Raw genomic sequence first — 15,594 nt, 5'->3', positions numbered from 1 at the left:
CCTGAAAACCGGGTGATGTTATGCGCAAACAAATGGAAGAAATCGAGACAGCAGCAGAAGAAAAAAAAGGCGGTAAACTGCAGTGGTTTTTTTACGTGATCCTGATTCCGCTACTGTTTGCCACCGCGATGGCGATCATTATCGCTACTATCTCGGGTGTCAATGTGATCAGTAAAGCATCGGGCCTCGCCCATCAGGTGACCGGGATATTTGGCACAGGCGGGAATGAAAAAGGGAAGAAGCAAAGCGGCACGTTCAGTGAAACACAGTATAAAAGCCAGATCCGTTCTTTACAAAAACAGGCGTCAGAAAAAGACAAAGAAATCAGCAAGCTGCAATCCGAACTGGACAAAAGCCAACAGAACAATTTGAAAATGAAACAAACCGTCTCTGATCTGAAGCAGCAATTGAAGAAAGCCCAGCAACAACAGGCAGCCAATCAGAAAAAATTAAAAGAAATCGCAAGCACCTATGAAAATATGAATCCGGAAAATGCGGCTGCCATTATTCAAAAAATGAGCGATCAGGAAGCAACGGGGATCCTTTCCCAGCTCAGTTCGGAAACATTGGCGAACGTCCTTGAAAAAATGAGTGCCGATAAAGCAGCAAAATACACCCAAATGCTCGGGCGTACAGGATCATAAGCCATCCATTAAACTTGAAAGGAGGTGAAAACATGAATGTAAATTCGGCTCTTCAGGCTGTACCATTTTCTCCGCCAAGTACGCAAACGGCTGGCGCACAGCTGCAGACGCAGCCATCCGGGTTTTTTCAGCAATTGAGCCTTGCCGGCCAGGACAGCGGCCGGATGCCGGAAAACGAGGAGGCAGTGGATGTTTGCCAAAAGCTTCAACAAAGGATTGTCGCGGTTTTAACGGAAAAGGCCGGGGCAACGGAACAGGCTAGAGAAGATGGAAGCCAGGAAGAAGGGGCTGATATGCAGACCATTTCCGCTCTTTTCAACCGGCTGGTGCGGTTTGCCGGCGCTGAAGACGAAAACAGCAAAAAAAAGATACAAGAAACAAAAACGGCCATCGAAACAGGCGATGCCGCAGCTGCCATCATGAATATGGCGCAAATGCTCGCCTCCATGCCAGTCCCGTCTTTAATAAAGCTCGGACTTGAAGATGCGGAAACATTGCTCAGGCAGGTGGGGGCTGTTCTAAAAACGTTTCCCGAAAATACAGCAGCAGGCATCAACATGATGCAGACAACGGAACAATTAGCCCAGTTGTCCGAAAAAATCGGCCGTTTTCTCAAGGCCATTTCAGCAGATGCGCTAAACGCGGGGCAGACGGTTTCAAGCGCGCCGCAACAGCCGGGCATTGCCGTAAAAGAAGAAATATTAAAAACTGCTTATTTGCATTTATCCGGCGGAAAGGCGGATCCATCGCTGTTTAAAAAAGCACCTGTTCTTCCTTTATCTCCAGCTGCCGCGGCTCTAGGAATGGCTTCCAATCCGGATCATGCCAACTCGGCGCAAAATGGACGGGAAAGTAACCAGGTATTGCTTCAAAACGGCCCAGTTTCTGCAAATGGGGCGATTCCGGAAATGAACGAAGCGGTATTGCCGGCAAATGAAAGAAGCGAACCGGCTGCTGCAGGCACGGGCACCACCGGAACAGCACTGCTACAAACAGACAACAATGAAGTGACGGAAGCCTTATCAAAGGATGGCCGCTCATCCCGGCAGGAAGGGGTGCCGTTTAGTCTGGCAGCAGAATCCGTCGCCGCGGATGAAAATGCTGGGAATCCGGCTGCAAAACCGCTGCAGGCGGGTACTTCAGGAGCGGACGCGCAAAATGGCAAAGCAGCGATTCGGGGCAATGCGCCAAGTGAAAGCAGGACAGGCGGGCCATTGCAAAATCAGGCGCCCAGTGTGCAAACGACCGCCCATCCAGAGGCAAATACCGGGCAGCCTGCAGATGGCAGCCAGCTCAAGGCACTAAAAGCAACGGCTGATGAGGTGCAGGCCACTGCAAGCCAGCATATTGAGCTCATGGAAGACGGGATACCGGGAAGCAACGGCAGGGTGAAGACGCAGGCAACAGCTGGTGAAAATGGCCGGATTGCTGTGCCAGGCCAAAATGCGGGTCCCCAGCAGGAAAACGGAAAACTAGAAGACAGCAGCCGGCATGCCGCATTGGATTTTTCCCGGGAAATCCAGCAGACAGGACAATCCGGAAACGATAGCACCGAAGATGGATTGGCAAACGGATGGGAAACCGGAAAAAGAAGCCCCGTTGCGCATAACAGCAGCCATCTTCAAGCAGCAGAAGAAATAAACGGGAACGGCAATACAGCCCCGGCATTTTCACTCTCGGGCAAAGTGGAACAGCTCGTCCTTTATACCGGCGAAAAACACAACCCGGTTTCGTACCGGCAGTTTGTCCAGGAATTCGCCAATATCATTCAAAAGGCGGCCTATTCCAGCCATAAAGGCGCAAACAGGCTGTTGATCCGGCTTGAACCTGAAAACCTCGGTTCTTTGCGCGTGGAATTGCTTGAGCAGGACGGAAAACTGGCAGCAAAGATCCTGACAGACACTGGTGCGGCAAAAGATTTGCTTGATTCCCAGCTGCAGCAGCTTAAACATGCTTTGGCAGGCCAGCAGGTCCAGTTAACAAAAATGGATATTGAATACCGTGACACAGCGGCACAAACCGCCCACGGCCAGCCCGGGGACAGCGGGGGCCGCGAACAACGGCAACAGCAGCAAAGACGTCGGGAAAACCCGGAACCGGGACATTTCTCATCCATGCTGGAAAACAATATGATTGATGCGGAAGCGTAGGTGAAATGACTTTGACTTCTATTGACCCAAGCCTGCTGTTAAGCAATCAAAATACAGCTACCGGCACGCGTACGGGGAGTAAGACGTTGGATAAAGATGCTTTTTTGAAAATATTGATTGCCCAGCTTCAAAACCAGGATCCGACCAAGCCAATGGACGACACGCAATTTGTCTCACAAATGGCGCAGTTCTCTTCATTGGAGCAAATGACCAATCTGAAAAACGATATCGACAATCTGATCAAACTTTCGCAGCAATCGCAACAAATTGCATATACGCAGTATATCGGGAGAACGGTTTCCTGGGAGAAAACGGAAACAGCAGATGACGGAACAGCATCCGTTAAGTCGGGAACCGGGACGATTACCGGCATTTCGTTTGGGGATGACAATGCAGTTACCTTCACGCTGGATGACGGAACGAAAATCAGTTCTTCCGATATGAGAGGGATCAATAGCAACACTTCAAAAGAAGCAGCATTGATTCAGGCAAGCCATTTGATTGGAAAAAAAGTGGCCTATACAAATGATGCCGGAAAAGAAGAAACAGCTTCGGTCAGTGCCGTTGCCATCCAAAACGGCAGCCTCGTCTTTACACTTGATAACGGGCAAAAAGCCGCAAGCGGGCAGCTTACGAAAATTGCAAACTAGGAAGTGATTGAATGGATCAATCCTATCCGTCCATTCCATTGCAGCGAACCGCGCCTGTGCGTTCTCTTGATGGAACGCGAGAATCCGGCCAGGGGAAGAACCAAACCGGCCATTTTTCGGATTATTTCAAGCAGGCATTGTCCGGGCAGTCTGAACCAGCCACATTAAAAATCAGCAAACACGCCGGCGAAAGGCTGCAGGAACGGGGGATTGAACTCGACGATTCCACCTGGAAGCAGATCAGCGAAAAGGTGGCGGAGGCAAAGCAAAAAGGGCTGGATGAGACACTGGTTCTGGCAGATGATGCCGCGCTGATCGTCAGTGCAAAAAATGCAACCGTGATTACTGCAATGGACCGGAGTGAAGCCGGTTCCCAAATTTTCAGCAATATTAACGGCGCCATCATTTTAGAATCACCGGCCGGACCGGAAGGAAGGCCGCAGCTGCCGAATGACAGACGCAGCTGAAAACAAAAATGGAGAGGGGTTAATGCAATGTTACGTTCATTATATTCAGGTGTAAGCGGCATGAAAAACTTTCAAACAGAACTTGATACAATCGGAAACAACATCGCAAATGTGAATACTTACGGGTACAAAAAAGGGCGTGTGACGTTTAAAGATGCAATCAGCCAGACGCTGGCCAGCGCGACGCCCGGCACAAGCGCCCAGCAGGTAGGCCTTGGGTCTCAGATCGGTTCAATTGATACCGTTGATACTTCAGGAAGTCCGGAATCAACGGGGCGTCCCCTTGACTTTGCGATTACTGGAGACGGGTACTTCAGAGTAGCAGATGGCAACAACACGTACTATACGCGTGCCGGCAATTTTTACTTTGATAATAACAGAAGACTCGTCAATTCAGAAGGTTTTACTGTGCTGGGTACAAATGGACAAGCCATCACCCTTGGCGCAAATGTCAAAAGCTTTTCAGTCGCAACAGACGGAACCATTACCGATCAGGATGGCAATACAATTGGAACAATCAGCATTGCCACTTTCCAGAATCCTGCCGGGCTGACAAAAGTCGGCGGCAATTTATATACCACAACGAATTCCAATGCGGGGACGGTCACAGTAAGCCAGCCGGGACAAAACGGTGCAGGCACAATCAAATCCGGCTATCTCGAAATGTCCAATGTCGACCTGTCGGAAGAGTTGACCAATATGATCGTAGCAGAACGCGGGTTTCAGGCGAATACAAGAATTATTACGACATCCGATGAAATTCTGCAGGAACTTGTCAATCTGAAACGATAGGGGGAAGGGGGCCAGGGCTCTAGCCCCGGCCCGCATAATGTGATTGAAGTGACAAAATTAAACGGCAGGGCATTCTGGATAAACGCTATTCATATTGAAACGGTGGAAAGCATGCCGGATACAAGAATCATCCTGACAAACGGACACGCTTATATTGTTAGGGAGTCGAGCAAAGAAATCGAGCAAAAAGTGACCGCCTTTTTCCGGTCTGTTTCTTTGCTTGGAAGAAATACCGGGGAGGAGGGGCCGGAATGAATAAAATGGTGCGGATCATGCTTGTGATGATTTCCGTCATTTTACTGGCCGGCATCATCACCATCATCGTCATCTATAAATCGAACGAGGCAACAAAGGCAAAAGGGCCAAACATTGATGAAGTTGTCGATTCTTCCGTGGACATTGACACGATGACAACCAATCTGAAAGACAACCACATCGTCCAGATTGCCATCAAAATTGAAGGAAACAATAAAAAAGCAAAAGATGAACTGACAAAAAGAGATTTTCAAATCAAAGACATTATGATTGACGAGCTGTCAAATATGAACATGCAGGATTTGCAAGCTGAAAAGGGGAAACAAAAGTTCAAAACAGACATAAAAAACCGGTTAAATAAAATGATGCAGGACGGCGAAGTTGTAAATGTATATATTACTTCCTTTGTTATCCAATAAAAGTATGCCGCCTGTTGAAGCAATAAAGGCAGAGTGCAGCAAACAGGCAGTGCCGCAGCAGGCAGTCCGGCCCCTGTGCCTGTATGTAAACAAGGGGGGTGGGTAAACTTGCCGGAAGATATTTTATCGCAGTCTGAAATTGATGCGCTGCTATCCGCCCTGTCAACGGGGGAAATGAACGCGGAGGAAATAAAAAAAGAGGAAACCCGGAAAGTCAAAGTATATGATTTCAAGCGGGCACTCCGGTTTTCAAAAGACCAGATCAGAAGCCTGACAAGAATTCATGAAAACTTCTCAAGGATTCTGACAACCTTTTTATCTGCCCAGCTCCGGACTTACGTGCAGATTTCCGTTGCATCGGCTGACCAGATTCCGTATGAGGAATTTATCCGTTCGATACCGAAAATGACGCTTTTGACGGTTTATGAAGTTCCCCCGCTTGACGGGAATATTATTATGGAAATTAACCCGAACATTGCCTATACGATGATGGATCGTGTGTTGGGAGGGTACGGGGAAAGCATCAATAAAATTGACAAACTCACTGAGATTGAAAAGAAAATCATGACGAGAATTTTTGACCAGACCATCGACCAGTTAAAGGAAGCGTGGAGCGAGATCATCGAAATCAATCCCTTTCTGACTGAACTGGAAGTCAATCCGCAGTTTCTGCAGATGATTTCTCCGAATGAAACCGTGGTCGTCATTTCTCTCAACACGACCATCGGCGATACAAGCGGCATGATCAATTTATGCCTGCCGCAAGTGGTGCTTGACCCGATGATGCCGAAATTGTCCGGGCATTATTGGATGCAGCACGCCGGAAAGGAACCGGACCCGAATAATATCCGCCTGCTCGAAGAAGGCATTAAGGAGGCAAAAGTGCCGCTCACCGCCGAACTGGGGACGGCAACAATAAAAATTGAAGATTTTCTGAATCTGGAAATTGGCGACTGTATACGGCTGAACCAAACCATTGAAGAGCCGTTGGTTGTCAAGGTGGATAAAATTCCGAAATTCATCGGGCAGCCGGGCAAGCAAGGCACTAAAATGGCTGTCCAAATCCTTGATATCATAGAGGAAGGGGAAGAAGAACAGTATGAGCGATGATATGCTGTCGCAAGAAGAAATTGATGCCCTTCTTAACGGCACTGCAAATCTGGAAGACGCAAGCGCCAAAGATTCCCTCCGTGTGGAAGATTATCTCGATTCCATGGAAAGGGATGCGCTTGGGGAAATTGGTAACATTTCGTTTGGGAGCTCTGCGACGGCATTGTCCACCCTGCTTTCACAAAAAGTTGAAATTACAACGCCTGAGGTCAGCATTGTCCGGCACGACAAACTGGCGGATGAATTTCCGCATCCTTACGTGGCCATTCAGGTGAAATACACGGAGGGCTTTTCCGGCGTGAATGTGCTCGTCATTAAACAATCCGATGCCGCCATTATTGCCGACTTGATGCTGGGCGGAACCGGCGAAAATCCGAGCAGCGAACTGGATGAGATCCATTTGAGCGCGGTACAGGAAGCGATGAATCAGATGATGGGTTCTGCCGCTACCTCGATGTCTACGGTTTTTAATAAAAGAATCGATATTTCCCCGCCGGCCGTTTCACTTTTAAATATTTTGGAAGGCGAAGGCACGGACAAGCTTCCGGACCAGGATTTGCTTGTGAAAGTCTCGTTCCGGATTATGATCGGGTCATTAATCGATTCGCAGATCATGCAGCTGTTGCCGCTTTCGTTTGCGAAAAAACTGGCGCGCGATCTCATTCATCCTGAACAACCCGCCGAAGCTGAAAAAAAAGCAGAGGAAAAGCAGCCGGATCAAAATATGCGCGGCCATGCTGCGGAAAAACCGGCTGAGCCTGCTCAAAATGCAGCAAAACAGGAGATGTACCAAAATGTGCAGCCAGCTGTTTTTACGAGTTTTGAAGAAACAGCGCCGCGCGTTGAAACGAAAAATCTGGACATGCTCCTTGATATCCCGCTTGAAGTGACTGTTGAACTGGGCAGGACATCGAAAACAGTAAGGGAAATTCTTGAGATGGGCGCCGGCTCCATTGTGGAACTGGACAAGCTCGCCGGAGAACCCGTGGATATTCTCATCAACCATCAGTTAATTGCCATTGGGGAAGTGGTGGTGATTGATGAGAACTTCGGTGTGCGTGTGACAGATATCGTGAGCCAGAAAGACCGGCTGAAAAAACTGAGATAATGGGGGAAGATCCAAATGGCAAAGAAAATTTTGATTGTAGATGACGCTGCGTTTATGCGCATGATGATTAAAGACATTCTGACAAAAAACGGATATGACGTTGTCGCTGAAGCGGGAGACGGCGCACAAGCAATCGAAAAATATAAGGAACACCGGCCGGATCTTGTGACAATGGATATTACAATGCCGGAAGTGGACGGGATCAGCGCGCTGAAGGAAATTAAAAAAATCGACCCGGATGCAAAAGTCATCATGTGTTCGGCAATGGGCCAGCAGGCGATGGTCATTGATGCCATCCAGGCCGGTGCAAAAGACTTTATCGTCAAACCGTTCCAAGCTGACCGTGTAATTGAGGCCATCCAAAAAACGCTCGGCTGACGATGCCAGGAAGGTGACAATGATTTGCAAAGCCAAGTGACGAAGGGGCTTTTGCTGTTTGGGATTCTGCTGTGCCTGCTGTACGGGTTTTCGGCACCCGGCAATGCCCTCGCGGCTTCTTTTAACGGAAATGTGAAAGAATGTATCGACCATCCGAAACAGTGTCAAAAACAAACGGACGGAAAATCCGAAAGCCAGGCTACACAATCGGAAACGGCAAATCCGGCGGTAACCTTCGGGGATATTGCGCGGATGATCCTCGCACTTATTTTCGTGATTTGTTTACTATACTTTGTTTTAAAATTTGTCAACAAAAGAAGCCGTGCCTATCAAAGCAGTAAAATGATACAGAATTTCGGCGGCACGCCTTTGGGCGGAAATAAGTCGCTGCAAATTGTAAAAGCGGGCGACAGGATTCTTATTTTAGGTGTCGGGGACGATGTGCAGCTTGTCAAAGAAATTGATGACGAGGAAGAGGTCAGGCAGTTCGTTGACCAGTACAATCAAAAGCTCGAGCAGCAACTGGAACCGCGCGATATTGCGACAAGGCTCATAAAAGCGGTGAAAAACAGGGAAACTGGGGCAAAAACAGAAGCAACCCCGTTCGGGCATTTGCTGAAGTCGCAAATTAGCGCGATCAGGGAGGAGCGGGCGCAGGCGATGAAAGAACTGGAACAAAGGGAGAAGGAGAAACAGAACGATGAATGAGTTGTTGAATACATTAAGCAGCACATCCGGCGATACCGTTTCCCTTTCGGTCAAAATCCTTTTGCTTATGACCGTTCTTTCATTGGCACCGAGCATTTTAATCCTATTGACTTCTTTTACGCGGATTGTCATTGTCCTGTCTTTTGTCCGGACTTCGCTCGGCACGCAGACAGCCCCACCGAATCAGGTGATCGTAGGCCTTGCGCTGTTTCTGACGTTTTTTATCATGGCTCCGACGTTTCAACAGGTAAATAAACAGGCGCTCACGCCGTTGTTCCATGATAAACTGACGCTGGAAGAGGCTTATGACAAAGCCCAGAAGCCGTTTAAGGAATTTATGGCGAAAGAGACCCGGCAGAAAGACTTGCAGCTGTTTTTGGATTATGCCCATAAAAAGCAGCCTAAGTCGGTGCAGGATATTCCAATGACAACCCTTGTTCCGGCATTTACAATCAGCGAATTAAAGACGGCTTTTCAAATGGGCTTCATGATTTTCATTCCTTTTCTTGTCATCGATATGGTCGTGGCAAGTGTCCTGATGTCGATGGGAATGATGATGCTGCCGCCTGTGATGATCTCGCTGCCTTTTAAAATCTTACTGTTTGTGCTCGTGGACGGATGGTATCTTGTTGTGAAGTCGCTGCTTGAAAGTTTTTAAAGAAGGTGAATGGATTGAGTGAGGAAATGGTCATTTCACTGGCCGAAAAAGGCATCATGGTGACCTTTATGGTCTGCGGTCCGCTTTTATTGATTGCGCTTGTCGTCGGTATGATTGTCAGTATCTTCCAGGCTGCAACGCAAATCCAGGAACAGACGCTGGCATTTGTCCCGAAAATTGTTGCGGTGCTGCTCGGCCTTGTACTGCTTGGCCCGTGGATGCTAAGCCACATGCTTACATACACAAAAGAAATTTTATCCAATTTAACACAATATATAGGTTAACATATGGATGAACTGATTCCGTCATTCAGCATATTTTTACTCGTTTTCATTAGGGTCACCACTTTTTTTATCATGATGCCGTTATTTTCCCACAGGAGCGTACCGGCCCGGTTCCGGATCGGCCTTGGCTTCTTTTTGTCCGTCCTTGTGACATACACGATCCATGCCAAACCGTTCACCATGGATGGCGCCTATTTTATGCTGATGATTAAAGAAGCACTTGTCGGCCTGCTGCTTGGCTTTGTAGCCTATTTCATTTTGTCGGCCGTGCAATTGGCCGGTACGTTTATCGATTTTCAGGCAGGGTTTTCCATGGCCAATGTGATTGATCCGCAATCAGGGGCGCAAACGCCGCTTACCGGGGAATATTTGTACAGTTTTGCGCTGCTTTTATTGCTTTCCCTGAACGGGCACCACCTGCTTTTGGACGGGATTTATTACAGCTATTCGTTTATCCCGCTCGATCAGGCATGGGTCCATCTCGGGTCTTTCAATCTCGCAAAATATTTGGCAACCCTTTTGGCCCGTGTGTTTCTCGTCGCTTTTCAAATGTCGGCACCTGTTGTCGCCGTCCTGTTTTTAACGGACATTGCGCTTGGCATCATCGCCCGGACCGTACCGCAGCTTAATATTTTTGTGGTCGGCTTTCCGGTCAAAATTGCCGTTAGTTTGATCGCGCTGGCGGTGGCAATGGGCACGATTTATATCGCGGTTGAACATTTGTTTGAATGGATGTTTGTTGCGATGCGGAATTGTATGGCACTGTTGGGGGGATCCGTTTGAAGCACCTCTCACTCGATTTGCAGTTTTTCGCAGGGGAGAAAACAGAAAAGGCAACGCCGAAAAAGCGGCGTGATGCCCGCAAAAAGGGGCAGACAGCCAAAAGCCAGGATATCGTAACGGCTGTCATGCTTCTTGCGGTGTTTCTGTTCTTGTATTTCGGGGCCTCCTCGATCGGAAGCCCGATGATGGCACTCTTTCGCCAGGCTTTTTCAAAATATATGCTGCAGGATGTCACGGAGCAAAGCGTTGGCAAATTGATGACCGGCGTCATGAAACAGCTGGCTTCGATGCTTTTGCCGGTTATGGCCGTTGCCCTTTTGGCCGGCGTGGTCGGAAATGTGGCCCAAACCGGCCTCCTTTTTACCGGTGAAGGGCTGAAACCGAATATAAACAAAATCAATCCCGTCGCCGGATTAAAACGGATTTTTTCGATCCGGGCGCTTGTGGAATTGTTAAAATCCGTTTTAAAAATGGCGGTGGTCGGCGTTGTTGCTTTTTACGTCATTTGGGCCAATATCCAGGATATTTCAGGCCTGCCGTTTAAAAGCGCGGGCGATACGCTGGCTGCAGTCGGGCATCTCGCCGCCATAACCGGCATCAGCGCTTCTGTTGCCCTGTTTGTGCTCGCCGTTCTTGATTACTTGTACCAGCGTTTCGATTTTGAAAAAAATATCCGGATGTCCAAGCAGGAAATCAAGGAAGAATTTAAAAATATGGAAGGCGACCCGCTGATTAAATCAAAAATCAGGCAAAAGCAACGCGAAATGGCGATGCGGAGAATGATGCAGGAAGTGCCGAACGCCGATGTCGTCATTACGAACCCAACGCATTTTGCCGTCTGCCTCCGCTACGATGAAACAAAGAGCGATGCGCCCATCGTTGTGGCAAAAGGAGCGGACTTCCTTGCCCAAAAAATCAAATCGATCGCAAAAGAGCATGACATTGTCATGCTGGAAAACAGGCCGCTGGCAAGGGCGCTTTATGAGCAGGTGGAAGTTGGCGGACGCATTCCGGAACAGTTTTTTAAAGCAGTAGCGGAAATTTTGGCGTACGTATACAAAATCAAGCATAAAATTTAAGCTTTTTCATGCAAGTTAGGAGAGAAACCGTATGAGTGCAAGAGATTTGAGAGATATTCCCGTGATCGCAGGTGTCATTTTAATCGTCACTATGCTAATTATCCCTTTTCCGACATGGGCATTGAGCTTTTTAATTATATGTAATATTTCTCTTGCATTGATGGTACTTTTAATCTCAATGAATATGAAAGAGCCGCTTCAGTTTTCCGTCTTTCCGTCATTGCTGCTCATTTTAACCTTATTCCGGCTCGGGCTGAATATCTCAACCACCCGCTCGATCCTTTCCACCGGCAATGCCGGCGGGGTCATTGAGACGTTCGGATCGTTCGTTGTCGGCGGCAACATCGTCGTCGGGCTAGTCGTCTTTACGATTTTGATTATTATCCAATTTATTGTGATTACAAAAGGCGCTGAACGGGTGGCTGAAGTCGCGGCCCGGTTCACGCTCGATGCGATGCCGGGCAAGCAAATGAGCATTGATGCGGACTTGAATGCCGGCATGATATCCGATCAGGAGGCGCGCGCTCGCCGGGAAAAAGTCAGCCGGGAAGCAGACTTTTACGGCGCGATGGACGGTGCCAGCAAATTTGTCAAGGGCGATGCGATTGCCAGCATCATTATCGTTCTCATTAATCTTATCTTCGGGATCATTATCGGCATGACCCAGCTCGGCCTCTCCATTAGTGATGCCGCGAGCCAGTTTTCGCTGATGACCGTTGGTGACGGCATTGTCAGCCAGGTGCCGGCTCTGCTCATTTCGACAGCAACCGGGATCGTGGTCACGAGGGCGGCATCAGACGGCAATCTTGGCCAGGACGTAATGGCGCAGATGCTGTCCTATCCCAAAATGCTATATGTCGCGGGCGGCACGATCTTTCTGCTCGGCTTGTTTACGCCGATTAATGATTTTTTAACCATGACGGTGGCAGCGGCGCTGTTCATCGGCGGTTTCCGGCTCCAGCAAGTCCCGAAAAAGACGGAACAGGAAAGCGCGGAGAAAGCGGAAGAACTCCAGCCTGAGGAATTGAAAAGCCCGGAAAGCGTCATGAGCCTGCTCGATATTGACCCGATCGAATTCGAATTCGGCTACGGCCTGATCCCGCTTGTGGATGCCAACCAGGGGGGCGATTTGCTTGACAGGATTGTCATGATCCGCAGGCAGCTCGCCATCGAACTCGGCATTGTCATTCCGGTTGTCCGGATCCGCGATAATATCCAGCTTGAGCCGAATGAGTACCGGTTGAAAATTAACGGGAATGAACTTGCCAAAGGCGAGCTTCTTCTCGACCATTATTTAGCGATGGCGCCCGGCGAAGATGACGGCTCCGTTGAAGGTATTGAGACGGTCGAGCCTGCTTTCGGAATGCCGGCAAAATGGGTGACGGAAGAACAAAAAGAACAGGCGGAAATGATGGGCTATACGGTCGTGGACCCCCCGACGGTTGTCTCGACCCATATTACGGAAACGATCCGGCAAAACGCGTATATGCTGCTCGGAAGGCAGGAAACAAAAGCGTTGATTGACCATTTGAAAGAGTCGTACCCGGTGCTTGTGGAAGAGGTAACACCGAACCCGTTGTCCGTCGGCGAGATCCAAAAAGTGCTGGCGAATCTTTTGAAAGAAAATGTTTCCATCCGAAAACTGCCGATTATCTTTGAAACGTTAGCCGACTATGGTAAATTAACAACAGATACCGATTTGCTGACGGAATACGCCCGCCAAAGTCTCGCGCGGCAAATTACGGCGCAATATGCGCAAGACGGGCAATTAAAAGTCATCACCGTTTCGGGGAAAGTAGAGAAATTGATTGCGGATGGCATCCAGCGTACGGAACATGGCAATTATCTTTCCCTGGACCCGTCCGTGTCGCAAAAAATTGTGGAATCCGTTGCACAGCAGGTTGAGAGGGTATCGCTTACCGGCAGTTCCGCGGTCATCCTTTGTTCGCCTGCCATCCGCATGTATTTGCGGCAAATGATTGAACGGTTCTTTCCTCAGGTGCCGGTTCTTTCCTATAATGAACTGGAAGCAAACGTTGAGGTACAAAGCACAGGGCTGGTGAACATAGAATGAAAATTAAAAAGTTTATGGCGCCCAATATGTCTGAAGCAATGAAACAGATCCGTCTTGAGCTTGGGGACCAGGCCGTCATTTTAAATTCAAAAGTGGTCCAGCACAAAGGCTTTCTTGGATTTATGAAAAAGCGGAACATCGAAGTAATTGCAGCCGTTGACCCGGATGCCGGGAAAAACAGTCCGGTACAAACGGCCCCTGCCCGTGGTGAAAAACCTGCGCGCGCACCGGATGCCTCCGTCCGTTCAGAAAAAGAAAGCCTGCAAAAAGAAATCGCAGCGCTGAAAAAAGTGGTCCAGGAAGTGTCGAAATTTGGGAATCCCGCTTACCAAAAGTATCCACTGCCGATTCAAAAACGATTAAACACAGGTTTGCAGCAAGGGCTGGATGAATCGCTGCTGGTTGTGATCGGAGATGCCCTGTATGAAGAATGGGAGAAAGCAAACGGCAATCTGACGGAAAACGAAATTTTAAAGCAGGCGAAGGCACTGCTTCAAAAAAAGCTCGCCCATTTGACATACGGGGGGAGCCAGAAAAAGTACGTGAACCTGATCGGCCCAACCGGTGTCGGCAAAACGACGACACTCGCCAAAATGGCTGCACAGGCCGTGCTCGAAAAAAAAGAAAAAATTGCTTTCATTACAACGGATACGTATCGGATTGCAGCGATTGAACAATTAAAAACGTATGCAAACCTGCTGAATGTGCCGCTCGAAGTGGTCTATAAATTGTCCGATTTCAAAAAAGCGATCGAAAAATTTTCCGATTTTGACCGTGTTTTTATCGATACCGCCGGCCGGAATTACAGGGAGCTGCAATATGTCCGCGAGCTTTCAGGACTCATCGATTTTCATGCGGAAATGGAAACCTTTCTGACGTTGTCGTTAACGATGAAAGAGAAAGATATGAAAGCCGTTTTTGACAGTTTTCAAAGCATCAGGATTGACCGGTTTATTTTCACCAAGCTGGATGAGACATCCACTTACGGCGCTGCGATCAATTTAATGGAACAGTATGGAAAAGGCTGTGCTTATGTGACAAACGGCCAGGATGTCCCTGATGATATGCTCGAGGCAACCCCCGGTATTTTTGCCGAATACGTATTTGGGGAGAACGACAAATGAGAGACCAGGCAGAACAGCTGCGCGCAAAGTTAAAAATGCAACACGGGATTCCGGCAAAAACGCTTGCAGTCGCAAGTGGAAAGGGCGGCGTCGGGAAGTCCAACATCTCGGTCAATTTGGCAATGGCACTTGCAGAAAGGGGAAAAAAAGTCCTTTTATTTGACCTGGATGTCGGCATGGGCAATATCCACGTCCTTCTCGGGCTTGACGCACCATACACGATCTCGGACTTTATCAACCGGAATATCCCACTTGCCCAAATGATATGCGACGGGCCGGCCGGTATTTCTTATATTTCTGCCGGCAACGGGTTTGCCCAGATTGTCGAGATGGAAGAAGCTGCTGTAACCAGGCTTGTCACAGAGCTCGAACTGCTCCAGTATGATTTTGATTACATCATTTTCGATATGGGTGCCGGCGCCGCGCCATCAAGCCTTAAAATTTTGCTTTCGGCTGATGATATTTTTATTGTCACAACACCTGAGCCGACAGCGATTACCGATGCTTATTCGATGATGAAATATATTTACATGCAGCAATTCAGCGCCCCCCTTTATTTAATTTGCAACCGGGCGGAAAAAGAAAAAGACGGGATGTTGACGTTAAACCGGCTTCAATTTACAGTTAAGAAATTTTTAGGGAAAGAAGTGAACATTCTCGGCGTTGTGCCGGAAGATGCGCATGTAAAAAAAGCTGTATCAAGGCAGCTGCCGTTTTACAGTGCATTTCCACATTCAGCGGCTGCAAGAAGAATCGATGAATTGCTTAACCGCTATGTATCCGGCAATTCGGACGGGCCCAGCCAGCGCGCACCGGTATTTATGCGGAAACTGAGGGGGCTTTTGTTGAAATCTTAAACATGCATGACAATAACAGGGCAATGAAATGACAGTTTTGAAAAACAGGGGGCA

Annotated in this window: 18 protein-coding genes; all 18 read left to right on the top strand. The window is 48.4% G+C overall.

Translation table 11 applies throughout. From position 1 onward, the window contains the following. Nucleotides 1-20 precede the first annotated feature (20 nt). The 18 genes from P9687_RS12920 (at nt 21) to P9687_RS12835 (ending at nt 15,540) form a co-directional block, all read left to right on the top strand. Nucleotides 21-644: a MotE family protein gene (locus tag P9687_RS12920; RefSeq protein WP_014095451.1), complete on the top strand. Its 624-nt coding sequence runs from the start codon at nt 21-23 to the stop codon at nt 642-644. Nucleotides 645-676: 32 nt separating this feature from the next. Further along, a complete protein-coding gene (locus P9687_RS12915; protein ID WP_328228527.1) occupies nt 677-2,794 on the top strand; it encodes a flagellar hook-length control protein FliK in 2,118 nt (705 codons plus the stop codon). A gap of 5 nt (nt 2,795-2,799) precedes the next feature. Continuing rightward, nucleotides 2,800-3,444, top strand: a complete 645-nt coding sequence (gene flgD, locus P9687_RS12910) for a flagellar hook assembly protein FlgD (RefSeq protein WP_193352489.1) — start codon at nt 2,800-2,802, stop codon at nt 3,442-3,444. 11 nt (nt 3,445-3,455) lie between these two features. Further along, a complete protein-coding gene (locus P9687_RS12905) occupies nt 3,456-3,911 on the top strand; it encodes a TIGR02530 family flagellar biosynthesis protein (protein WP_328228528.1) in 456 nt (151 codons plus the stop codon). A gap of 27 nt (nt 3,912-3,938) precedes the next feature. Continuing rightward, a complete protein-coding gene (gene flgG, locus P9687_RS12900; RefSeq protein ID WP_104851384.1) occupies nt 3,939-4,703 on the top strand; it encodes a flagellar basal body rod protein FlgG in 765 nt (254 codons plus the stop codon). Nucleotides 4,704-4,742: 39 nt separating this feature from the next. Then, complete coding sequence (locus P9687_RS12895) at nt 4,743-4,958, top strand: flagellar FlbD family protein (protein WP_017551521.1); 216 nt, start codon at nt 4,743-4,745, stop codon at nt 4,956-4,958. After that, entirely contained in the window at nt 4,955-5,377 is a 423-nt protein-coding gene (gene fliL, locus P9687_RS12890; protein WP_014095446.1) for a flagellar basal body-associated protein FliL, read from the top strand. The genes P9687_RS12895 and fliL overlap by 4 nt, the downstream gene beginning before the upstream one ends. Before the next feature lie 108 nt (nt 5,378-5,485). Next, on the top strand, nt 5,486-6,487 hold the full coding sequence (gene fliM / locus P9687_RS12885; RefSeq protein ID WP_014095445.1) for a flagellar motor switch protein FliM: 1,002 nt from the start codon (nt 5,486-5,488) through the stop codon (nt 6,485-6,487). Next, nucleotides 6,477-7,595, top strand: coding sequence for a flagellar motor switch phosphatase FliY (gene fliY / locus P9687_RS12880; protein ID WP_017551523.1), 1,119 nt, complete (start codon nt 6,477-6,479; stop codon nt 7,593-7,595). Before fliM ends, fliY begins: the two co-directional genes overlap by 11 nt. Nucleotides 7,596-7,610: 15 nt before the next feature. Beyond that, entirely contained in the window at nt 7,611-7,973 is a 363-nt protein-coding gene (locus P9687_RS12875) for a response regulator (protein WP_014095443.1), read from the top strand. A 24-nt stretch (nt 7,974-7,997) separates the two neighbouring features. Next, a complete protein-coding gene (locus P9687_RS12870) occupies nt 7,998-8,681 on the top strand; it encodes a flagellar biosynthetic protein FliO (RefSeq protein ID WP_014095442.1) in 684 nt (227 codons plus the stop codon). Beyond that, a complete protein-coding gene (gene fliP / locus P9687_RS12865) occupies nt 8,674-9,339 on the top strand; it encodes a flagellar type III secretion system pore protein FliP (protein ID WP_014095441.1) in 666 nt (221 codons plus the stop codon). Before P9687_RS12870 ends, fliP begins: the two co-directional genes overlap by 8 nt. A gap of 14 nt (nt 9,340-9,353) precedes the next feature. Further along, entirely contained in the window at nt 9,354-9,623 is a 270-nt protein-coding gene (gene fliQ, locus P9687_RS12860) for a flagellar biosynthesis protein FliQ (RefSeq protein WP_014095440.1), read from the top strand. Nucleotides 9,624-9,626: 3 nt separating this feature from the next. After that, the gene (fliR, locus tag P9687_RS12855; protein WP_017551524.1) at nt 9,627-10,406 is read left to right on the top strand and encodes a flagellar biosynthetic protein FliR; all 780 of its coding nucleotides are present in this window, start codon (nt 9,627-9,629) and stop codon (nt 10,404-10,406) included. Next, nucleotides 10,403-11,485, top strand: coding sequence for a flagellar biosynthesis protein FlhB (flhB, locus tag P9687_RS12850; protein ID WP_017551525.1), 1,083 nt, complete (start codon nt 10,403-10,405; stop codon nt 11,483-11,485). Before fliR ends, flhB begins: the two co-directional genes overlap by 4 nt. Before the next feature lie 31 nt (nt 11,486-11,516). Continuing rightward, entirely contained in the window at nt 11,517-13,559 is a 2,043-nt protein-coding gene (gene flhA / locus P9687_RS12845; protein ID WP_014095437.1) for a flagellar biosynthesis protein FlhA, read from the top strand. After that, on the top strand, nt 13,556-14,683 hold the full coding sequence (gene flhF, locus P9687_RS12840) for a flagellar biosynthesis protein FlhF (RefSeq protein ID WP_014095436.1): 1,128 nt from the start codon (nt 13,556-13,558) through the stop codon (nt 14,681-14,683). Before flhA ends, flhF begins: the two co-directional genes overlap by 4 nt. Next, nucleotides 14,680-15,540 carry a MinD/ParA family protein gene (locus tag P9687_RS12835; RefSeq protein WP_014095435.1) on the top strand — a complete coding sequence of 287 codons (861 nt, stop codon included), beginning with the start codon at nt 14,680-14,682 and terminating at the stop codon, nt 15,538-15,540. The genes flhF and P9687_RS12835 overlap by 4 nt, the downstream gene beginning before the upstream one ends. Nucleotides 15,541-15,594 lie beyond the last annotated feature (54 nt).

This window comes from Weizmannia sp. CD-2023 (assembly GCF_036225245.1).
GTDB lineage: Bacteria > Bacillota > Bacilli > Bacillales > Bacillaceae_C > Weizmannia > Weizmannia faecalis.
This window is presented reverse-complemented; position numbering and strand designations above follow the sequence as displayed.